General features: G+C 52.0%; 12 protein-coding genes. 8 read left to right on the top strand and 4 right to left on the bottom strand.

The window, feature by feature from the left end; translation table 11 throughout:
• Positions 1 to 9: 9 nt before the first annotated feature.
• The 3 genes from DFQ01_RS15350 to DFQ01_RS15340 all read right to left on the bottom strand — a co-directional run bounded on the left by DFQ01_RS15350 (position 10) and on the right by DFQ01_RS15340 (position 4,499).
• Entirely contained in the window at positions 10 to 1,356 is a 1,347-nt protein-coding gene (locus DFQ01_RS15350) for a WD40/YVTN/BNR-like repeat-containing protein (protein WP_146216887.1), read from the bottom strand.
• A gap of 159 nt (positions 1,357 to 1,515) precedes the next feature.
• Positions 1,516 to 4,107, bottom strand: a complete 2,592-nt coding sequence (locus DFQ01_RS15345) for a DsrE/DsrF/DrsH-like family protein (RefSeq protein WP_110044776.1) — start codon at positions 4,105 to 4,107, stop codon at positions 1,516 to 1,518.
• Between the two features lie 98 nt (positions 4,108 to 4,205).
• Positions 4,206 to 4,499: an ArsR/SmtB family transcription factor gene (locus tag DFQ01_RS15340; RefSeq protein WP_110044775.1), complete on the bottom strand. Its 294-nt coding sequence runs from the start codon at positions 4,497 to 4,499 to the stop codon at positions 4,206 to 4,208.
• Between the two features lie 420 nt (positions 4,500 to 4,919).
• Between DFQ01_RS15340 and DFQ01_RS15335 the strand changes: the two genes are divergently transcribed.
• Positions 4,920 to 6,716 (top strand): ABC transporter ATP-binding protein, encoded by a 1,797-nt coding sequence (locus DFQ01_RS15335; protein ID WP_245946717.1) that lies wholly within the window; start codon positions 4,920 to 4,922, stop codon positions 6,714 to 6,716.
• Between the two features lie 687 nt (positions 6,717 to 7,403).
• Positions 7,404 to 8,132, top strand: coding sequence for a helix-turn-helix domain-containing protein (locus DFQ01_RS15330; protein ID WP_146216886.1), 729 nt, complete (start codon positions 7,404 to 7,406; stop codon positions 8,130 to 8,132).
• Between the two features lie 864 nt (positions 8,133 to 8,996).
• On the opposite strand, the gene DFQ01_RS15325 is transcribed toward DFQ01_RS15330, so the two are convergent.
• Positions 8,997 to 10,679, bottom strand: a complete 1,683-nt coding sequence (locus DFQ01_RS15325) for a methyl-accepting chemotaxis protein (RefSeq protein WP_174812838.1) — start codon at positions 10,677 to 10,679, stop codon at positions 8,997 to 8,999.
• A gap of 218 nt (positions 10,680 to 10,897) precedes the next feature.
• On the opposite strand from DFQ01_RS15325, the gene DFQ01_RS15320 reads away from it, so the two are divergent.
• From DFQ01_RS15320 to DFQ01_RS15295, 6 genes are all read left to right on the top strand, one after another.
• The gene (locus tag DFQ01_RS15320; protein WP_110044771.1) at positions 10,898 to 11,821 is read left to right on the top strand and encodes a helix-turn-helix domain-containing protein; all 924 of its coding nucleotides are present in this window, start codon (positions 10,898 to 10,900) and stop codon (positions 11,819 to 11,821) included.
• A 207-nt stretch (positions 11,822 to 12,028) separates the two neighbouring features.
• Positions 12,029 to 13,339, top strand: coding sequence for a glycosyltransferase family 39 protein (locus tag DFQ01_RS15315; protein WP_110044770.1), 1,311 nt, complete (start codon positions 12,029 to 12,031; stop codon positions 13,337 to 13,339).
• Positions 13,340 to 13,344: 5 nt separating this feature from the next.
• The gene (locus tag DFQ01_RS15310) at positions 13,345 to 14,055 is read left to right on the top strand and encodes a glycosyltransferase family 2 protein (protein WP_110044867.1); all 711 of its coding nucleotides are present in this window, start codon (positions 13,345 to 13,347) and stop codon (positions 14,053 to 14,055) included.
• Positions 14,052 to 14,402, top strand: a complete 351-nt coding sequence (locus DFQ01_RS15305; protein WP_110044769.1) for a DUF2304 domain-containing protein — start codon at positions 14,052 to 14,054, stop codon at positions 14,400 to 14,402. Before DFQ01_RS15310 ends, DFQ01_RS15305 begins: the two co-directional genes overlap by 4 nt.
• A complete protein-coding gene (locus DFQ01_RS15300) occupies positions 14,399 to 14,743 on the top strand; it encodes an EamA family transporter (protein WP_245946704.1) in 345 nt (114 codons plus the stop codon). Before DFQ01_RS15305 ends, DFQ01_RS15300 begins: the two co-directional genes overlap by 4 nt.
• A gap of 18 nt (positions 14,744 to 14,761) precedes the next feature.
• The gene (locus DFQ01_RS15295) at positions 14,762 to 15,385 is read left to right on the top strand and encodes a cyclase family protein (RefSeq protein ID WP_110044768.1); all 624 of its coding nucleotides are present in this window, start codon (positions 14,762 to 14,764) and stop codon (positions 15,383 to 15,385) included.
• Positions 15,386 to 16,018: the final 633 nt, after the last annotated feature.

Raw genomic sequence — 16,018 nt, 5'->3', positions numbered from 1 at the left:
ACCCATTTCTTACTGCGCCGTCTTCGGCTTCGCGAATTTATGAATGGTACTGAATTTCTTGCCGCCATCAGCTGTCGTGTACAGGACGGAGGACGAAGAGAAGTCGTTCGTGATCAGCCACAAATGCTTCGCATCAGTTGCAGCAATGACCTGATTGCCGTACCCTGTGAATTGGTCTTTGCGAACCGCCCATGTTTTGCCGCCGTCCGTCGTCTCCATAATCGTGTTGGCATTGTCACAAGCCATGCAGCGTCCACCCATGTAGGCGATTTGCGAATTGACGACGTACAGCTCGCCTGGGGTGCTGCCCGTACCGCCGAAGTAGCTCGTGTCATTATTGGTGAAGCCTGGAGCTGGACCTGCACCGGCGGTGTTATGGACAACGGCTGGCAGCCAGTTTTTGCCGCCATCTGTTGTATGGAACAGCACATAAGACGTCTGCGTCATGCCAGATTCGCCTTTCAGCTCAATCCAAGCGTCGTTTGCGCCAGCAGAGCGGATGACGCTGCCTGTTACTGAAGCTTCTGTTGTGCGGGACATGACGGTTGTCCACGTAACTCCGCCGTCTGATGTATGAAGGAAATTATATTTGCCATTGTCAAACTGCACGGCCCAGCCATTAGCGGCGTCATGGTAATAAGCTTCACCGACGATATTGGCTGGTTCGGCAAACTCTTTCCAAGTAGCTCCGCCATCCTCCGTCATATAGCTGCCTGAGAAACCAACCTTATCACTTGTAAAGTGCAGGAATGACCCGCCCGGTACAGTGCCTGCATTCTTCCAGTGAGCGCCGCCATCCGTCGAGCTGATCAAATTCCAAGATGCGCTCGATTCACTGCCGAGGACAGCCCATACCTTCGATGCGTTGAGCGCGAAAATCTGGTGAATATCAACTGACCCCCGATATTGAACCTTCCATGTCTTGCCCCCGTCTTTCGTAAACGCGATCTGACCGCTGCCGCCAAGCCAGCCGGAATTCGCATCGACAAGGCGGAGAGCCGTCACATTCGTTATCGTCGAAGCGGAAGTCGAGATCGGAGTAGCTGCAGCGTCAGACCCGGAACCAGAACTAGACCCAGACCCAGTGGAAGCGCCATTGTTTGTCCCAGTCGATGGGGAAGAGGTATCCGTCGTTCCAGACGGCTGACCGTTATCAACGGAACCAGATGAGCCATTACCCGTTGCTGAGCCTGACTGGTCGTCGGACGGCGTAGTGACTACCGTGCCAGGGTTGTCACTGGTAGAAGGATTAGAATTAGCGGTTCCTCCTTGGCTGGAGCAAGCCGATAAGATCAGAGACAGAGCGATGGTCAACGACAGCAGGGAAGTGCTGAGTGTTCGTTTGTTTTTCATCATACCTACCACCTTTTCCATAAAAGCTTTTCATGCACAATAGACGAGATCACGGCATGTAGGGTTGCGGCAATCAGAATAAAATAGGTAAAGTACGGTCGTCCAGATTTTGGAGTATAGCAAAAAGGAGCAGCGCGGCCGCTGCTCCTCCGATATAAAAGATTAAATAAATAAGTTCGTTCCCGCCTTATTGGCTTGGCCGAGATAATAACCAACGCCGCCGACCGTAATGCCGTCGATCAGCTCCTCGCGTTTGATGCCCATGACGTCCATCGACATTTGGCAGGCGACGATTTCGACGCCTTGGCGCTTCGCCGATTCCATCAGTTCCTCGAGCGAGGCAATGTTTTTACTTTTCATGACGGCACGAATCATCTTGGGACCGATCCCCATCATCTGCATCGTAGACAGCGGCAGCTTCTTGGAACCGCGCGGCATCATCCAGCCGAACATTCGCTCAACGACTGACTTTTGTACCGATGGCGGCGACGATTTGCGCAGCATGTTCAGCCCCCAGAAGGTGAAGAACATTGTGACAGGTTTGCCGGCAGCAGCTGCGCCGTTCGCGAGAATGAAGGAGGCGATCGCTTTATCCAGACTGCCATCGAAGACGATGAATGTTGCACCGTCCTTGGGAGGTGCTGCAGCAGCCGGTAAGCCCGAAGCTGTGGATTGAGCCACAGCCACTTCAGCAGCAGCACCAGCTGACGCCAGCCCTTTGCGAATCGAAGCGCGAATCGTACCGGCTTCCTTCTGAATGTTGACGAGCTCATTGCCCGTCATTTCGCACCATGCGCGAATGTCCTCGTAGAAGCCTGGATCGGTTGCACTCACCTCAAGCGTACTGCCATCCGTGAGCCGATCGATCCGCTCCTTCACCTGAATGAGTGGACCAGGGCAGCACAGCCCGCATGCATCCAGCTTCTCAATCGTATTCGTGCCAGCTGTCTTCGCAGCTGGCGTTCCGTTCACCATGCTGATCACTGCACCTTTCTCTTCTGCATTGCTCTTGCTGCTTGGCGTAATGGTTGTTTGGCTAACGGAGCCGTTAGGGTTTGCTGCGTCTGAATCAGCACGTTGTTGTCCCGGCTTCTGCGGTTTGAACATCGTCGCCTTGTACGTTCGGTAGCCGCCGGACAGATTGCGCACATGGAAGCCGCGTTGTGCCAGAATACGAGAAGCTGTATAACCACGCAGGCCCACTTGGCAAAATACCCATATCGTCTTGCTCGCATCAAGCTCGCCGAGCCGATCGCGAAGCTCGTCCACAGGGATGTTGACTGCGCCTGGAATCGAGACGTTGCCGAATTCCAGCGGTGTCCGCACGTCAATCAGCATCGTCGTTGCCGGGTCGCGCTCCGGCAAGTTATCGGTATGATAAACATCGGTCATGCCGGTCAAAATATTTTCCGCCATATAGCCAGCCATATTAACCGGATCCTTCGCCGATGAGTACGGTGGCGCGTACGCAAGCTCCAGCTCCGTCAGATCCGATACCGTACCGCCGAGACGGATAATGGTCGCGATCACGTCAATCCGTTTATCGACACCGCCGTAACCGACCGCCTGGGCGCCGAGCACTCGGCCGTCCTGCCGGAACAGCAGCTTCAGCGACATGGGCGAGCCGCCAGGGTAGTAGGAAGCATGCGGCTGCGGATGCAGATGAACCGCATGGAACGGAATGCCAAGCTTGTTCAGCTCACGTGCATTAAGACCGGTCGATGCGCCGGTTAGCTCGAACACTTTGACGATAGACGTGCCTTGCGTACCTTTATAAGTCGTCTTTAATCCTGCGATGACGTCAGCAACAATCCGGCCTTGCTTGTTAGCAGGACCCGCGAGTGGGATCGCTGTACGCTGTCCCGAAATCCGGTGCGTCGTCATAACCGCATCACCAACGGCGTACACATTCGCAGCGCTCGTGCGCATCTGATGATCGACGATGATATGCCCGTCCGCGCCTACGTTAATGCCGCTTCCTGCGAGGAAGCCTGTATCTGGCTTAACGCCAGTGGCCATCAGGATGATACCCGCGCGAAGCTCCGTACCATCATTCAGCGTAACAACGGTTTCGCCGCTGCTTGCTTCACGCATGCGCGTAACGGATGCATTCAGCGCCAGTGCTACGCCGCGATGCTCCAGTTCTTGCTCCAACAGCACCGCCATCTCCGAGTCAAAAGGCGCTAGGATATGTGGTCCCGACTGCACGATCGTCACGTCGAGGCCGCGTTCGCGAAGATTTTCGGCCGTCTCGACACCGATAAAGCCGCCGCCGATCACAACTGCGTGCTGGGTAGGATTCAATTCCATATGGCTCATAATCCGGTCCATATCACGCAGGCTGCGAAGCGAGTAGACGCTGCGGCAGTTGTGGAGACCTTCAATCGCAGGGCGACGCGGTTTAGCGCCTGGCGACAGCACCAGCGAATCATAGCTCAATATGTAGGTTGAGCCATCCGCTTGGCGTACTGTCACTTCACTTTTCGCCGTATTAATCGCCGTCGCTTCGCTTTCCGTTCGAACGTCGATGCCGAATCGCTGACGCATCGCTTCAGGCGTCTGTACGAGCAGCTTGCCGCGGTCTTGAATCGTACCACCGATATGGTACGGCAGACCGCAGTTCGCGAACGAGATATGTTCACCTTTCTCCAGCATAATAATTTCGGCATGCTCATCTAGACGACGCAGCCGGGCAGCAGCCGAAGCGCCTCCTGCAACGCCGCCTACGATAACAACACGTTGTTTTTTTGTCATGATGTCCTCCTGATGTATGTGTTGAGTAATGTCATTGATGTGTTTGGTGAGATTGGTGAAAATAATGCGGGTCAAACGAGTATGTGTGATATTCGTCGTTACGCTCCAGTTGATGGAATCGCGAGCGCTTCAATCAGCTTCTTGATTCGGTCATTCTTAATGCGATAGTGGACCTCGAGTCCTGCTCGTTCCGCTTCAATAATGCCTGCAGTGCGCAGTTTTCCTAGATGCTGCGAGATCGTCGATTGCGGCAGGGACAAGCACTGCTGCATGTAGGAAACATTGCACAGCCCTTTCTCGAGTAAACCATGTACAATACACAGCCTGACGGGGTGCGCCAACGCTTTGAGCAGCTCAGCCTTGTCGTAGTACTGCTGAAAATCTGGTTCCATTGTAATCATCGCCTCCTGAGCGAGATGTGATAAAAATGGTCTTACGTTTTACATCGTGCATCAATCGCTATATCGCAATATTACGATATAGCGATATAGATGGCAACTCTTTTGTATGAGCTGCCAAATGTTACAATTAGCCGCGGGATTTGAATACGGGGACAAGTATGCTTGGCCAAATTGTTGTAAATGGCATAACATTCCGCTTAATGCGGTGAAATCATGCCATAATCGAATGTTTAGAGGTGAGGAAGCGGTCATACGGCCGGATATGCGGCAATATGCCTTGCTGCAGCCGTTCGGCGCCATTTACAGTCGGCATCGATTCCCATACGATTAGTTCTGGTTTCCTAACTTGAAATAATGTGCCTGTACATCCATGCAATGTGCAGAGGAAAGGATAGATGCATCGTGAGTAAAATGGCAGCAGCAAATCCGGCTGCACCAACCGTCGATTATGAGCATACGTTCGAAGCTGCAGCGAAAGAGCAGAGCCAGAGTCCGCTTCGCTTTCTGCTGACGTTGTACAAAGGCAATTTGCATTACCTTGCAATTTCGCTCGTCTTCTTCATGATCAAGCATTCACCGGTGTTCGTCCTGCCGATCGTTACGGCGAACATGATCAACATTGCAACGAATCCGTCGGCGCACTCGACGAGAGAGCTGTGGATTAACTTTATTGTGCTCGGAATTTCCATCATTCAAAACATTCCAACGCAGCATTACTACATATCGTTCATGAGCCGCGCGGTCCGGCATGTTGAAGCGGGTCTGCGAAGCGCGCTCGTGCGCAAGCTGCAGCAGCTGTCGATTAACTATCACCGCGAGCTACAGGCAGGAAAGCTGCAGTCGAAGGTGCTTCGTGACGCGGAAGCGATCGAGGGCTTGTCGAAGCAGCTGATGCTTTCTTTTCTCCCGTCGATCATTAACGTCATCGTTGCCTTTGTGTTGACGGCGCGCAACAGCTGGACGGTGTCGATGTTCTTCCTGATGACGATCCCAGCATCGGTGCTGATCATTTACTTATTCCGCCGCAAAATCCGCAGCACGAACAAAGACTTCCGCCGAGAAATCGAGCAAATGTCCTCGCGAGTATCCGAGATGGTCGAGATGATTCCGGTAACTCGCGCACACGGTCTGGAGAAGATCGAGATCGATCGCATGGATTCTACGCTCCGCAAGCTGCAGGGCAAAGGCTACCGACTCGATATTACGGAGGCGTTCTTCGGGTCGTCGAACTGGGTGCTGTTCCAGCTGTTCCAAGTGTGCTGCTTGCTGTTCACGATTTATCTCGCTTACAAAGGTGACATTCCAGTTGGCGACGTCGTTATGTATCAGGGCTTTTTCAGCATGATTCTTAGTTCGATTACGGCGCTGCTGAACGTGTATCCGAACATTGCGAAGGGCTTCGAGTCTATCCATTCCATTCGCGAAATTCTTCGTTCGCCTGAGATCGAGGACAACACGGGCAAAATGAAGCTTCCCGACGTCGATGGTTCCTTCTCGTTCCGTGATGTAAAGCTCGTTTATCCGGGCAATGAGCATCATGTGCTCGACGGCGTAACGCTTGATGTTCGGGCAGGCGAATGTATCGCCTTCGTCGGCGAGTCGGGTGCAGGCAAGTCGACGGTGCTCAATCTCGTCACTGGCTTCTTGACGCCAACGGCGGGACAGGTGCTTGTTGATGGGGTCGACCTGTCTGCCGTTGACCTGACGACATATCGGAAACGGCTGTCGGTCGTGCCGCAGACGACGATCCTGTTCTCAGGCTCGATTCGGGACAACATTACGTATGGCTTGCGCGATATTACCGACGAACAGGTGCGGCACGTTGTTGAGATGGCAAACTTGACCGAAATGATCGAGCGGCTGCCCGACGGCCTCGATACGATGGTGGGCGAGCACGGCGGCAAGCTGTCCGGCGGTCAGCGCCAGCGCATCGCGATCGCTCGCGCACTCATCCGCGACCCGCGCGTCATCATTCTCGATGAAGCGACTTCCGCGCTCGATAACCAATCGGAGCATCATGTGCAAAAGGCGATGCAGCAGCTCATCAAAGGCCGGACGACGTTCATCGTCGCCCACCGCCTCTCCACGATTCGCGACGCCGACCGCATCGCCGTCATGAAGCAGGGCCGCATCGTCGAAGTCGGCACCTTCGACGAGTTGATGGCCAGCAAAGGCGAGTTCTACAACCTGAAGCAGCTGCAGTTGTAGGAGGGTTGGGGGGACCGCGGTGGACACATCGTATGGCGTGCGTGTCTTTAGAGGCGATAAATCACCTCTAAAGTTCGTCCAAGTAGCTTAGGGCTTTGTTAGGGGTGAAAAACCACCTCTAAGTGGGAGTAAGTTACCGAGTGCTAGGGATAGGGGCGAATAATCGCCTTTAAATCCCGACTTGCTATCGAGCGCAAGGTTTAGAGGCGATAAATCGCCCTTAAATCTCGGCCAGCTGGTTAGTGGCTTTGCTAGAGGCGGAAAATCGCCCTTAAGCGGGAGTAAGTTACCGAGTGCTAGAGATAGGGGCGAATAATCGCCTCTAAGTCCCGACTTGCTATCGAGCGCGAGGTTTAGAGGCGATAAATCGCCCTTAAATCTCGGCCAGCCGGTTAGTGGCTTTGTTAGAGGTGAAAAACCACCTCTAAGCGGGAGTAAGTTACCGAGTGCTAGAGATAGGGGCGAATAATCGCCTCTAAACATATGCCCATGCTTATCGCTTCTCTCAAACTCTCACTCTTTTAACTGCCCATGTAACCATTCATTTGTTTTATTATTCAATTTGTTATTTACAACAGCAACCGCTACGACTACGATAGATGCATAGTCTATATTCATAAGGTTTATTATGCGCGTAAAGCATACGCCGTCTGCTCCGTTTATTACGGGGAAGGCGGCGTTTTTAGTTTGTCTGAAGAGAGAGGAGAATGGATGATGAGTGTGGACCAACGTCGGATGCAGCATTCGGATGCGGCACAGGAAAGCCATAAGTTGTGGATAGAGGAACATTTGAAAAGAAGGAAGGGTGAGGAGAAGCGTAGGCTGGAGGAGGGGCACCAGTATGCGGAGCAGTTGTTTGCTACACAGATTTGGTTGCCAGCGGTAGGACACTTGGAGTACTTGCATCCGGAGTATGCGCTAACTGACTTTCGCGATAAGCAGCGGTTTTTAGACTTTGCTTACATACGGCCGCCGTATCGGATCTGCTTTGAGATTGATGGATATAGCTCACACGCACAACAAATCAGCCGTCGCTCGTTCGCTGATGGACTGATGCGCCAGAACCAGCTCATCCTCGACGACTGGCTCGTCTTCCGTTTCGCAGTCGATGACCTTGAACAGCAGCAACGTCGCTGTCAACAAATGATTCTGCACATACTCGGTAAATTGTACGGGGGCATTCCTAAGCAATCAACTCCACTTACTCCACGTGAGGCTCAAATGTACCAGCTAATTGTAGAGCTAGGCGCTCCAGTAACTCCAGGAATGGTGGCGGAGAGGTTGGGAATGGAGCATACGTATGTGAGAAAACTGCTTAGAAGCATGTTTACGAAAGGTTACATCGTCTCTGCAAGTAAGCGTGCCAGTAATCAACGTATTCGCTACTATCTACCATCGGAAAAGAAGCGCATATAGGAGTGAAAAACCGCCTCTAACTAGCTGCCGGGTGCTGGGAGAGCGATATAGGAGCGAAAAATCACCCCTAACTAGCTGCTAGGTGCAGGAGGAGCGATATAGGAGTGAAAAACCGCCTCTAACTAGCTGCCGGGTGCTGGGAGAGCGATGTAGGAGCGGAAAATCGCCGCTAACTGGCTGCTGGGCGCCGGAGGAGCGATGTAGGAGCGAAAAATCGCCTCTAACTAACTGCTGGGTGCAGGAGGAGCGATGTAGGAGCGAAAAATCGCCGCTAACTGGCTGCTCGGTGCTGGGAGAGCGATGTAGGAGCGAAAAATCGCCTCTAACTAACTGCTGGGTGCAGGAGGAGCGATGTAGGAGCGAAAAATCGCCGCTAACTGGCTGCTGGGCGCCGGAGGAGCGATATAGGAGCGAAAAACCACCCCTAACTGGCTGCTGGGTGCCGGGAGGAGCGATGTAGGAGCGAAAAATCGCCTCTTACTGGCTGCCGGGTGCAGGAGGAGCGATGTAGGAGCGAAAAATCGCCGCTAACTGGCTGCTGGGCGCCGGAGGAGCGATATAGGAGCGAAAAACCACCCCTAACTGGCTGCTGGGTGCTGGGAGAGCGATGTAGGAGCGAAAAACCACCCCTAACTGGCTGCTGAGTGCCGGGAGAGCGATGTAGGAGTGAAAAATCGCCTCTACCCGCCGTCCCCACCCGCATCCACCACCCGCACCCGCACAGACCACCCCCACACAAAAAAATCCAGCCCGCGCATTCCCGCGCGGGCTGGCCCCTAAACCCCTAAACCCCTAAACCCCTAAACCCCTAAACCCCTAAACCCCTAAACCCCTAAACCCCTAAACCCCTAAACCCCTAAACCCCTAAACCACAAACTGCTTCAACTGGCCGCGCAGCTTGTGCGCGGTCTCGTTGAGCTCCTCCGCCGTGGCGGAGATGTCCTGCACGGAGGCGAGCTGCTCCTCGATGGAGGCGGCGACCTCCTCGGCGTTCGCCGACGTTTGCTCGGAGATGACGGCGTTGTGCTGCACCGCCTTTACGATGTCGGCCGTCGCGGTCTGCACCTGCTTGGTGATCGCCGCCGTATCAAGCGACAGCGATTGCATGTGCGCGATCATCTGCATGATGTCCTCAAATGCGGTACCTGTCTGTTCAGCTGTCGACCGGCATTCAACTGCAAGCCCCGAGCTGGTCTGAATGACCGCGACCGACTCAGCGACCTCCGCTTGCATGCTGCCGATGAGCGTCCGCACATGCTCGGCGGAGACGGAGGTTTGCTCGGCAAGCTTCTTGATTTCACCTGCGACTACCGCGAAGCCGCGGCCATGCTCGCCTGCGCGAGCAGCCTCGATGCCGGCATTGAGCGACAGCAGGTTCGTCTGCGTCGAGATCGCGGTTATCGTATTGATAATGCTGCCGATCTCGGCAGATTTCGCATCGAGACTGGAGATGACGCCAGATGCGGCCTCCAGATTATTGCTAATTCCTACAATGTGCGAGACGGTATCGCCGAGCAGTTGTCCACCTTCAACTGCTTTGTCGTTCGTTGAACCCGCGTAAGCAGTGAACGATTCTACCGATTCAGTCACTCGATCGACTGCGTTCGTGATTGATTCAGCGGTCTGGTTCGTACGCTGCATCGAGGAGGTCTGTTCTGCGCTTCCCGAAGCAACCTCGTCGATTGCCATCGTAATCTGTTCAATGGAGCTTCGCGTCGTTGATGCCCCTTCGTTAAGCGTGTCGGCAGAAGATACAACGGTCTCCGATACCTCCGTAATCTGCTTCAGCAGATCACGCGTATTGTTTTGCATCAGATTGACCGATTGGGTAAGAACGCCGATTTCATCCTTCGATCCAACCTTCAGCGGTTCCCCAGCATAACTACCATCAGCCATCGCATTAACGCGCAGCATGACAGCGCGAACAGGTCTTACGATCCAATTCGTGGTGACGAATAAACTAAATGCAGCACCGAGCACAATCGTTACAATCGTCGTAATGAGCATCACTTGGACGTTGTGACTGCCTTCATCGATTAGTTGATCTTCAAGGAGCAGCATCTCTTTCTCGCGATGCTCCGCAAGCTGCTTGAAGCCCTCGCTCACCTCGCGTCCGACAGGCGTTACCTGGTCTTTCATCAGCTTTAATGCTTCATCTTGACGGCCTTGATCTATCATAGGAATTAATTCGTCCGTTATGGTTGTCCGCCATGCAATGCTTTCATCGATTAGCGTCTTCGCTTCTACAGAAACCGTCAGGGCAAGCGCCTTATCTTGTATCAGCGTGCTGTCCTCCGTTACTTTCAGGAATCTCTCCTTATAGTCTGCGTCCCCGAACAGCATATACCCACGAATGAGCGCAATTCGCTCCTGAATGTTGGCGTGAAGGGATTCATCATACATAAGTAAATCCGTTTGTTCTCTTAACGTAATCTTAATGCTCTTGTTGAAGCTGGCTTGCTGACTGATGCTGATCGCTGCGAGTGCGATAAGGCCAATGATCGTAATGGAGAAAGCAAGTAACATCCTAGTACGCAAGCTCTTCATTTCCAACCTCCGGTTTGTAAGAAAATTCATGCCTAAATGTATTATATTGTTTGGACAGACAAGGCAGAAAACTGACAAAATGAATAAAAACACTAATCATTAACGATTAATGTTCATGTTAACTATGGAATGATAGGTCTGTCGTGATGAAGTTTATAAAGATAAACTTTTATTAAATATTATAGAATAGGACAATAGAACCGTTATGGAGGCTAATAGTGGAAGAGATAGATCGATTGCAATTGATGCAGCTCATTCGAATTCCTTTTTGTAAAGTTGATTTGATCAACGGAGGTTGGGTGATCAGGCAGAGCAATGATGAATTCAAATATCTGACGGGCTATCAGCCGAATGAACTAATCGGGAGAGAATTTAACGAAATATTAACCGAACAATCGTATGCCAAATTCGTCCGTTTGCAGCGCCGGATGATGCAGCAGAGCAATGCTTTTACGGAGCTTGTTTATACTGCGCAATCGGGCAGAAAGGTGTATACCGAGGCACATGTGTCGACTTTCCAAATGGGCAGCACGATGAGTTGGTTAATTACGAATCGTGACCGAACGATTGAACATTGGATCGAAAATAAGCTAATGGCGACGACATTCGTCGGCTGCTTCATCCTAACGAGCCGTTACGATATTAAGAAGGTAATCCCATATGGGCCGGGAGTTGAAGGCACATACGAGCATCACTATGAGGAAATGAACCTGTTGGAGCTGATACAGCCGAAGTCGATTCCGGCGCTCATTCAAGCGTTCGATGCGTGCAGACGGCTTGAACGACAGCGCACCATTATCGTCGGAACGATTAATTACGCTGCGCTCAAGGTGACCATTTACCCATTTTTCGATGCACGGGGATTGTTAAATCATTATGTGTTTGCTATACATGAAATCCAAGAGAAGCAAAATGCGGGCACGAGAACATTCACTGAATCCGCTGCCACATTGCGCAGCTTAATGCTCCGCAGCCGGGTCAGCGCGAAGCGCTTGTCTGAGCAGACGGGCATATCCAAGACGACGATCTCCAAGCTGCTGAATGGTAAAATAACAAAGCCCCGCCGGCTGACAGCTGAGCTGATTGCGCGCGAGCTTGGCGTGCGGCCGAATGCGATTTGGCAATCATTTCGGAGTATATAGTTAACTTACATCCTTAAGGACCCGATAGGGGTCCTTTTCTTCATGAAACTTAAACACCAAATCAAGAAACATATCCCATGTTTGAAACGTCTAAATTTGGTACGATGTAGGAATGTCTCTCGCGCACGTATAACGGCGGATGGTGCGTGTGACGACGCTTGTTTTGGGAAAAGATAACCATGTAAAAGGTTTAGGAGGATGCTACGAGTGTTTACGCTAAAAGACATACCACTTGCCACGCGACGGACGCTCCATGGCATCGCAATCGCTGTACTGCTCATCTCAGTCATTATCGTGCTTGCATACGGCAATTATTTTTTACTCGGGGATTTGCAGAAACCGAATAACGATGACGTCAAATACGTCCGCAGCGCACAAATTTTATTGGAGCAGGGAACGCTCGCCTATAACAGTGGGACCGATCCAACGTTGTTCATTATGCCTGGTATTGTATTGATCCTATCCGGCTTCATGTGGCTGTTCGGCCATGATGGAGGCATGATCGCCTTTCGTTTGTTCCAATGCGTTCAGCAAGCGGCCTCTATTTATCTCGTCTTCTTCATCGTCCGATACATGTTCAACCAGCGTGCGGCTATTATTGCATGCGTCATCAGTGCGCTCTATTGGCCCGATTATTTCTCGTCTGGCGAAATCCTGACAGAGACAACGTTCAAAACCATTATACTGCTGCTCATCTGCGCGACTATCGCTGCTGTTGAGAGCAAACGATGGGGGACGTACCTAGCAGTGGGTCTGCTTGTCGCGGCAGCGGCATACTTCAAACCACACGCTTCGCTCTACCCAGGTATCTTCCTCCTACTGTGGATCAGACGCAAATACACCTTTATGCAAATGGTCAAATTCGGCGCCATCATGGTAGGAGCGTACGCAGCGCTGCTGCTGCCATGGTGGATACGCAACCTGATTACGTTCGATCGATTCGTCTTATTCACGAACTCGGCTGGCAGCCCGTTCCTGCTCGGAACACGCATCTTGGGCGCTTTGCCGCCGGCAGGCTTCTTCGAAGCCTATCCGGAGTATTCGCCTAAGACGGTGTTCCAAGGCTCCGACAGCAACGCGATACATAAAGGGCTCGATATTATCCGCTATGGCTTCACTCACGAGCCGCTTCGATACAGCTACTGGTTCACCCTTGGCAAAATGGCAGAGCTCTACTTGAATCCTTACTACTGGCGTCCGATTTGGCCGATCGGCCGCGATGCGATGAAATGGATTCAACAGGCGCTCGTTACGGTCAGCCTGGTTGGCTTGGTCTGGGCGCTTATTCGCCGCCCGCTTGTTCGTCAGCTGCCGGTGCTGCTGACACTTATTTATTTTACAGCCATCTATCTGCCGTTCGTTGCTTTCTCGCGTTATGGCTATCCGAATATGGTGCTGTTCACCTTGTTCGCAGCGTTCCTAATCGAACGGATCTATACATTCGTCAGCGACCGTCGTCGCAATCGGCAAGCCGCTAGCGGCAAGCAGCACACGCTGCAAAAGGGGGAGACCGCCTAATGAGGATGAGGACGCTCATTATTATCCCGGCCTATAATGAAGAAGGAAGCATTGCGCAGGTGATCGGTGACATTCGTGAGCATGCGCCCTACGTCGATATCGTCGTCGTGAATGACGGTTCGAAGGATCGAACCGAAGCGATTGCGCGTGCGGCAGGAGCTGAAGTGATCACGATGCCGTTTAATGTTGGAATCGGTGGCGGCATGCAGACGGGTTACTTGTATGCGTATCAGAACGATTATGATGTAGCCGTCCAGATGGATGCGGATGGCCAGCACCGAGCGGAGGATTTGCCACGATTGCTCGCCGCGATCCAGCACAGCGATCTCGTCATCGGATCGCGATATGTGGAGCAGACGGCGTATCGCTCATCGGCTTCACGGCGAGTCGGGATTCTATTTTTCTCGCAGCTCGTCAGCTTCGTTACCGGGCAGCGGTTCACCGATACGACAAGCGGCTTTCGCGCTGCCAATCGGAAGGTGATCGCACTTTATGCGAGCTATTATCCGGCGGATTACCCCGAAGTCGAATCCATTGTTTATTTGAAACGCAGAGGCTGCCGTCTTACCGAAGTGCCGGCCCAGATGCGCAGCCGTGAGGCGGGACGTTCGTCCATTACGCCGCTGAAGTCGGTCTATTACATGCTGAAGGTGACGCTGTCGGTCCTCATGAGCGCGTCGCGCGTGCGGGTTCGCGGGGTGAAGACGAGCGGATGAGCATTTATATTTTATCGATTGCATTCTCGGTTCTGTTCCTCGTCGCGGTATTGGAGCTCGTACGCCGTCAGCGGCTGAAGGAGCAGTATTCGCTATTGTGGATTCTATTCGGCGTGCTGCTGCTCGTCGTCTCGTTCAACGTGCACTTCCTGGAACGGGTTGCGGAGTGGCTGGATGTCAAATATGCGCCTGCGCTGTTATTCCTCTTCGGCTTGTTGTTCTGCTTCGCGTTCATCCTCCACTTGACGCTCGTCGTATCCAAGTTGACCGGTCAAGTGCTTCGGCTCTCGCAGGAGCTCGCGATCATGAAGGGCAAGCATCGAGAAGGCGAAGGTGGTACACTGTGAGCAAGACGATCAGCTATTTGCTGCTATTCGGCAACGTAATGCTGCTGGTAGCGGGACAGATTTTATTCAAATTCGGGCTGCAGCGGGCAGGCGGGCTTCAGTGGCTGCGCATCGCGCAGTCGCCTGCGATCTGGTCGGGACTCGTGCTATACGGCATCGCGACGCTGCTCTGGTTCGCCGTGCTGACGCGGCTTCCGCTCAGCATTGCTTACCCGATGCAGAGCATGGCCTACGTGCTTGGCCTGCTCGCAGCATGGTTCATATTCGATGAGACGCTGTCAGCGACGAAGATCGCTGGCTGCGTTGTTATTTTGATCGGGGTATATCTCATAGCGAAGTAGAGAGGGGCCATATCTGCAATGAGTAGAATCATAGATTTGACGCATCTGATTCAGAACGGACTGCCGCCGTTCCCGGGCGATTCGGAGACGGTGCTGGAGCAGAGCCGCTTCTATGCGGTGGATGAGTTCAACAATCATCAGTTGTCGATTAATATGCATGCAGGGACGCATATCGACGGTCCGATGCATTTGCTCGATATACATACGTACCTGCATGAAATCCCGATCGATCGGTTCATCGGAGATGCATGTCTCTTAGATGTGTCAGGTCAGGACGAGATTGACTACAAGGAACAATACGAGACACAGATTCAAGAGGGGCAGATTGTCGTCCTCCATACGGGATGGGGCAAGTCGTTTGGGCAGCCGGACTATTTTACCGCGTATCCGGTGTTGACGCTGGCATTCGGTGAGCTGCTCGTTCGTAAGAAAGTCCCGATGGTATGCATGGACATGCCTTCTCCCGACAAAGCGCCGCACGCCGTACATAAGCTGCTGTTCACCCATCAGATTCTGATTGCGGAGAACTTGAACAACGTCGATCAGCTGCTGGAGGTCAGCTCGTTCGAGATTATTGCGCTGCCGCTGCGCATTCAGGCGGACTCTTCTATTGCTCGCATTGTTGCGAGGGTGAGAGCGTAGATTTGGGTGATTCTGTGCAAAAACAGGAGGAACTGATTAAGGCGTGTGGTGTCAGAATTGGTGAGACTGTTTTCATAATTGTGTAGATATATTCTCATAATTATCAATAATATATATAATTTAGTGAATATGAAGATGGTTGAAAGTTGATTTTTGATCTTTTTACTAGTTATTTCAATAAGAAGAGCCTATCCAAATGGGCAGATCAAGAAAACTAATTAACATAACGAATAAGATGGCGATATCGAAAGCAAGGTGGCTAAAAAGGATCGTGCCTTTGTTCAACTAACAGGCAGGTTAACTCAATTTTAGTCTACTTCCACATGTTATATTAGTCCGGTTATGTAGGAGTTAAGCTCGCTGAACTGATTATGAAGGGTGGATTTTCATGATGGTCGTAAAGATATGAACAACTTGTGGAATCTAACTCTGAAGGTTCATTATTATGTGTCGTTTGTGTCAAATCGCTAACAATGTTGATTATATATACCCGTAAAAAATGGTTGTAGTACAAGCATAGCGATCACACGTTATTCCAGTATGGTCGTGAAGCATCAAGCAAGGGCAAACTGTATTTACTTTACATTATTTAATTCCATAAAACACTTATAATGCCCATCGGTTTCATGATAA

Origin of the sequence: Paenibacillus cellulosilyticus (genome assembly GCF_003182255.1) — a bacterium.
In the GTDB taxonomy this organism is placed as follows: Bacteria; Bacillota; Bacilli; order Paenibacillales; family Paenibacillaceae; genus Paenibacillus_T; species Paenibacillus_T cellulosilyticus.
This window is presented reverse-complemented; position numbering and strand designations above follow the sequence as displayed.